Annotated in this window: 4 protein-coding genes and 1 pseudogene; 1 reads left to right on the top strand and 4 read right to left on the bottom strand. The window is 72.8% G+C overall.

Translation table 11 applies throughout. The annotated features are described in order from the left end of the window. The 4 genes and pseudogenes from AB0C29_RS31110 to tmk all read right to left on the bottom strand — a co-directional run. Positions 1 to 181 (bottom strand): annotated as a pseudogene (locus tag AB0C29_RS31110) (hypothetical protein); the annotation flags it as partial. A 1-nt stretch (position 182) separates the two neighbouring features. Further along, positions 183 to 509: a YbaB/EbfC family DNA-binding protein gene (locus AB0C29_RS31105; protein ID WP_360550976.1), complete on the bottom strand. Its 327-nt coding sequence runs from the start codon at positions 507 to 509 to the stop codon at positions 183 to 185. Between the two features lie 102 nt (positions 510 to 611). Continuing rightward, on the bottom strand, positions 612 to 1,805 hold the full coding sequence (locus AB0C29_RS31100) for a DNA polymerase III subunit delta' (protein ID WP_360827596.1): 1,194 nt from the start codon (positions 1,803 to 1,805) through the stop codon (positions 612 to 614). A gap of 19 nt (positions 1,806 to 1,824) precedes the next feature. Beyond that, the gene (gene tmk, locus AB0C29_RS31095) at positions 1,825 to 4,497 is read right to left on the bottom strand and encodes a dTMP kinase (RefSeq protein WP_360827599.1); all 2,673 of its coding nucleotides are present in this window, start codon (positions 4,495 to 4,497) and stop codon (positions 1,825 to 1,827) included. A 246-nt stretch (positions 4,498 to 4,743) separates the two neighbouring features. Here tmk and AB0C29_RS31090 point away from each other — a divergent pair. After that, positions 4,744 to 5,552 (top strand): alanine racemase (locus tag AB0C29_RS31090; RefSeq protein ID WP_360827593.1); only part of this gene is annotated, 809 nt, incomplete at its 3' end.

Genomic DNA, 5,552 nt, shown 5'->3' with positions numbered 1-5,552 from the left:
ACCCGGAGCGGGCGCCGAGCACCTCGAGCCACCGGTCGTGCAGCTGGCGGCCCAGCCGGCCCGGCACTCCCTCGTCGTCGGCGCCGAACGCACCCGGCGACGAGGCGTGGGCCGACAGTGAGCGGTCCACTGTGGTCAGCGCGTCGGCCGCGGACTCCAGGCGATCGGCCAGCTTGTCCATGTCAGCGGTCTCCCAGCGATCGGAACGCCCCGAACACCTCGTCGTGCAGCTTCTCCCGGGCCCAGCGGGCCGCTTCGGTCGCGGTGGTCACCACTGCCTGCACCTCCCGGGCCAGGTCGGCCGCCGTGCGGTGCTGCAGGCTGCCACGGATGTGTACGTCGGTGATGTCGCCCGCCGCGGTGACCAGCACCTCGATCGAGTTGTCGGGCGAGTGCACCGACACCACGTGGCCGGCGACCGCCTTCTCGAACTCGGCCCGCAGCACGTCGAGGCGGCGGTAACGTTCGATCGCCTCGTCGATCCATGCCTCGTCGATCTCGCGGGGCATCCACAGGCTCCTTACCGGGCGTACCGCCTTGGTTGCTTTACGGCACCGCGACCGTACCCGGTCGGCCGACCGTCGCGCATCCCCCCGCGCGTCCCTTGTGGATTACCCGCGCCAGAGATTGAGCATCATCGCTTCCACAGCGATCTTCGGCTTCACGTTCTGCTCGATGGCTTCGCGACAGGCCAGCACGGCCTCGAGCCGGCGCAGCGTGCTCTCCGGCGTCCACTTGCCCGCTGCCGCGGCCGCCTGCTCGGCGGTGTCCCGATGCACCACGGCGACCGGCGCTTTCAGGCCCGTGACCAGCACGTCCCGGTAGAACGCGGCGAGATCCACCAGGGCCCGGTCCAACGCGTCGCGCTGCGAGCGGGTCGACCGGGACTTCTGCTTCTTCTCCAGTTCCTTGAGCTGACCGGCGGCGCCCCGCATCGCTCCGGCCGCGCCCCGGCCCGTACCGCCGGCACCGAGCGCCTGCTCCAGCGCCGCGCGTTCCGTACTGTCGTTGTCGGAGAATGCGGTCGCCGCCTCCGCCTCCGCGGCCTCGATCAGCGCGGAGGCCGCGTCGAAGCAGGCACCGACGCTGGACAACCGGCGCGGCACCGCGAGCACGGCCTCCCGGCGGCCGCGGGCCTCCGGATCGTTGGCGAGCCGCTTGGCCCGGCCGACGTGGCCCTGCGCGGCGGCCGCGGCCCAGGCCGCGAGGTCGGGCGCGATCCCGTCCCGGCGGACCAGGACCTCGGCCACGGCCTCGGCGGGCGGCTGCCGCAACGGTACGACCCGGCACCGCGAGCGGATGGTCACCGAGATGTCGTCCGGGTGCGTCGACGGGGTGCAGAGCAGGAAAACGGTACGCGGGGGAGGCTCCTCGATGGCCTTGAGCAGCGCGTTCCCGGCCGCCTCGGTGAGCCGGTCGGCGTCCTCGATGACCACGGCCTGCCACTTGCCGCCGGAGGGAGCACTGCCGGCCCGCAGCACCAGCGCGCGCATCTCGTTGACGCCGATCGACAGGCCCTCGGGCACCACAAAACGCACGTCGGCGTGGGTGGCACCGAGCACGGTGTGGCAGCCGTGGCACTCACCGCAGCCGACGCCGTCACGCTCGCACTGCAGGGCGGCGGCGAGGGCCCGGGCGGCGACCGAGCGTCCCGATCCGGGCGGACCGGTGAAGATCCACGCGTGGGTCATGGCGCCGTTCCCGCCGTCGGCGGCACCGGCCACGATCCGGGCGGCGGCCGCGGCGGCCCGGCGCAGCGTCTCGACGGCCTCGTCCTGCCCGACCAGGTCGGCGAACACACTCATGGGGTCGATTCTCGCTCGCTCACGGCTTGCTGCCCACCTGCGGCGGCGAGTCGTCATCGGCGGCTCGGGCCCGGTTGCCGGTGAGGTCCTCGAGCACCTCGATCGACGTCTCTTCTTCCTCGTCGTCGGCGTCGGCGTCGGCGTCGGCGTCGGCGTCGGCGTCGGCGTCCTTGGTGGCGGAGACCGCCCCGGCGTCCCGGACCACCGTCGTCTCGTCCGACTCGCTGCCGGATGAGGCCGGCCGCACGACCACCGTCTCGTCCGAACCCCCGGCCGGGAAAGCGGTCGTGGCGTTCGGGTCATCGGCATCAGGCTGGCGCACCACCATGGTGGCGTTCGGGTCGTCCGACGCCGGCCGAGAGACCATCACCGTCGCGTTCGGGTCGTCCGACGCGGGCCGGGACACCATCACGGTCGCGTTCGGGTCGTCCGGCGTGGACCGCGGCAAGGCCATGGTCGCGTCGGAAGGCAGGGCCATCGTGTCGTCCGGGCCCGCGCCCGGGCGGATCACCATGGTGTCGTCCGGGCCGGCGGCCGAGGCCGGCCGGACCACGATCGTCTCGTCCGAGCCGCTCGTCGCCACCGCGCCCGATCCCGTGCGCATCACCAGCGTCTCGTCCGGGCCCGCGTGCGGCGGGACCACCATCGTGTCCGCCAGGTCCGGCGCGTTCAGGTCCGGGCCCGGCGGCACCGCGGTCGACGCCGGGTCCGGGTGGCTGTCGTCGCCTTCGGTGAGCATCGCGTTGAGCCGGGTCGCGACCGCGTTGGCGATCTCGTCCGCCGGGCGGGCCGCGTCCAGCACCAGGTAGCGCTTCGGGTCAGCCGAGGCCAGGTCGAGGAAGGCGTAGCGGACGCGTTCGTGGAAGGACCGGGACTCGCTCTCCAGCCGGTCGGTGCCCAGGCCACGCTTGTCGACCCGGCCCAGCCCCACGGTCGGATCGACGTCGAGCAGCACCACCAGGTCCGGCTTGAGACCGCCGGTCGCCCAGGACGACAGCCAGGAGATCTCCTGGACCGGCAACGTGCGACCGGCCCCCTGGTACGCCAGCGACGAGTCCACGTACCGGTCGCTGATCACCACCGCGCCCCGGCCCAGCGCCGGGCGCACGACGGTGGCCACGTGGTGGGCCCGGTCGGCGGCGTAGAGCAGCGCCTCGGCGCGCGGCGACGGCGCGTCGGCGCCCTCGCCGTTGGACAGCACCAGGCTGCGGATCCGCGCGCCCATGTCCGTCGCGCCCGGTTCGCGGGTCACCACCACGTCGTGCCCGGCCTCGATCAGGGCCTCCGACAGGCGGGTGACCTGCGTCGACTTGCCCGCGCCCTCGCCGCCTTCGAAGACCACGAAGATGCCGTGCCGGGTGAAGTCCTCGCCCGGTGACAGCGGGCGGCCGCGGATCGAGCTCCACAGGTCGGCCAGCACCGGTACGCCGCGCTTGTCGTCCATCTGGCGGAACGCGCTGATCCCGGTCCAGACCCCGATGACGCCGGCGACCAGCAGCAGGATGCGGGTGGAGGAGATGTCGACGGAGAAGTCGCCCGCCGAGATGGTGCGGGAGCTGCCCAGGCCGACCAGCACCCCGGCCAGCGAGATCGCCAGCAGCAGGACGAGCCGGGCGCCGATCTGCACGACGGCGAAGACGCGGCCGCGTACCTCGTCGTTGACCTGGCCGCCGAGCAGCGTGACGCCGGCCAGGAACGCCATGCCGGCGCCCGCGCCCACGAACAGCGCGCCGAAGAGCGCCATGGACAGGTGGAACGCCACGGACAGGAAGCCGACCGCGCCGCTGGCGAGCACGATGCTCATGCCGAACCAGCGGCGCCGGGACAGCTCCTTGACGACCATCGGGCCGAGGCCGATGCCGGCCGCCAGGCCGATGAACAGGGTGGCGAAGAGCAGGTAGAACGCGGCGTCACCGGCGCCCAGCGAGGCGGTGAAGAAGCGGGCGGTGCCGATCACGATGCCCGCGCCGGCGAACGCGCCGAAGATGCCGAGCACCAGGCCGCGGACGAACGGGGTGCCGCCGATGTACTTCCAGCCCTCGACGAACTGGCGGAACATCGAGGTCTCGGCGTTCTTCTCCTTGCGTTCGCGGTGGCCCTCGCTGATCTCCTTGATGCCGAAGAAGACGACGGCGGCCGTGGCGGCCCGGGAGAAGGCGTTGATCCAGAGCGCGATCTGCACCGGCTCGGCCCAGTCCGGCAGGCCGCCGATCGGGCCGCGGACGACACCGTCGAGGGCGGCCAGCGCGAGGGCGGCCAGGATCGGGGTGATGCCGTACGTGGTGATCAGCGTGAGCTGGTTGGAGACCTCGAGGCGGCCCTTGGGGATCAGGTTGGGGACCGCGGCCTCCTTGGCCGGGATCCACATCAGGGTGACCGTCTCGCCGATGAAGGTGGCGATGACCGCCCAGGTGACGATGAGGCCACCGGAGTCGCTGAGCAGGGCGACGACCGGGATCGAGCCGTACACGAAGAAGCGCAGGATGTCGCAGATGACCATGGTGTAGCGCCGGTCGAACCGGTCGGCCATGACGCCCGCGATCGGGCCGAGCAGCAGCGCCGGGAGCAGCCGGATCGCGATCGTGCTGCTGAACGCGCTGCCCTGCGCGACGCTGCCGGTAACCTGCTGGGAGGCGAACAGCGCGGTGGCCAGGGTGCCGATCCAGTCGCCGAACGAGGCCACGCTGAGCACGAGCCAGAGCCGCCGGAACGGGCGGATCCGCAGCACGGAACGCAGCGCCGCCGCCCCGGAGAGGTCCACCGGGGGGCTGGCCTCCTTGCGTGCCGAGCTCGTTTCGGTGTCGATGGCCCTTACCTCCCCGTGGTCACTGCTCGAAGCACTCTAACGGGCGTACCCGGCAGGTCGTGGCTGCGCCCGTTCGGGTGGCGCATTCATGAAGGTGTTTCGCATACGGCCGCGACCGGTTAGGTTGCTGGCGTGATCGTCGAACGCACCGCGTTGCAGAAACGACTCGACCGCGCCACCAGCGGCCTGGAGACCCCGCTGGCCGTGGTCGACCTGGCCGCCTTCGACGCGAACGCGGCCGCCCTGTCGGTCCGCTCGGCGGGCAAACCGATCCGGGTGGCCAGCAAGTCGGTCCGCGTGCGGTCCCTGCTCGAACGGGTGCTGGCCCGCCCCGGCTGGTCCGGCGTGATGGCGTACACCCTGCCGGAGGCGATCTGGCTGGTACGCAGTGGTGTCACGGACGACGTGCTGGTGGCGTACCCCAGCGTCGACCGGACCGCGATCGCCCAGCTGGCCGCCGACCCGCAGCTGGCCGCCGCCATCACCATCATGGTCGACCATCCCGCCCACCTGGACCTGGTCGATGCCGTCGTGGCGCCGGGCCGGCGGCCCGACGTGCGGATCTGTCTGGAACTCGACGCCTCCTGGCGGCCCGCCGGGCCACTGCACATCGGCGTCCGCCGCTCCCCCGTGCACTCCGCGGCCCAGGCCGGATCCCTGGCCGCCCGGCTGGTCAAGCGGCCGGGCTTCCGCCTGGTCGCGATGATGTCCTACGAGGCGCACATCGCCGGGCTCGGCGACGCCCCGCCCGGGCAGGCCCTGCGGGCCCGGGCGATCCGGATGATGCAGCGCCGGTCGCTGCCCGAGCTGCTGCGCCGCCGCCTGGCCGCGGTCCGGGCGGTACGCGAGCACGCCGACCTGGAGTTCGTGAACGGCGGTGGCACCGGCAGCATGGCGCTGACCGCCGCCGACCCGTCGGTGACCGAGGTCGCCGCCTGCAC

It is taken from the genome of Actinoplanes sp. NPDC048791, from assembly GCF_040650095.1.
Lineage (GTDB): Bacteria > Actinomycetota > Actinomycetes > Mycobacteriales > Micromonosporaceae > Actinoplanes.
Note: the sequence above shows the minus strand (reverse complement) of the source record. Positions and strands in the feature narration are given on the sequence as shown.

Coding starts and splice junctions, on each gene's coding strand:
- AB0C29_RS31105 (WP_360550976.1), bottom strand. CDS start 509: ATGCCCCGCGAGATCGACGAGGCATGGATCGACGAGGCGATCGAACGT.
- AB0C29_RS31100 (WP_360827596.1), bottom strand. CDS start 1,805: ATGAGTGTGTTCGCCGACCTGGTCGGGCAGGACGAGGCCGTCGAGACG.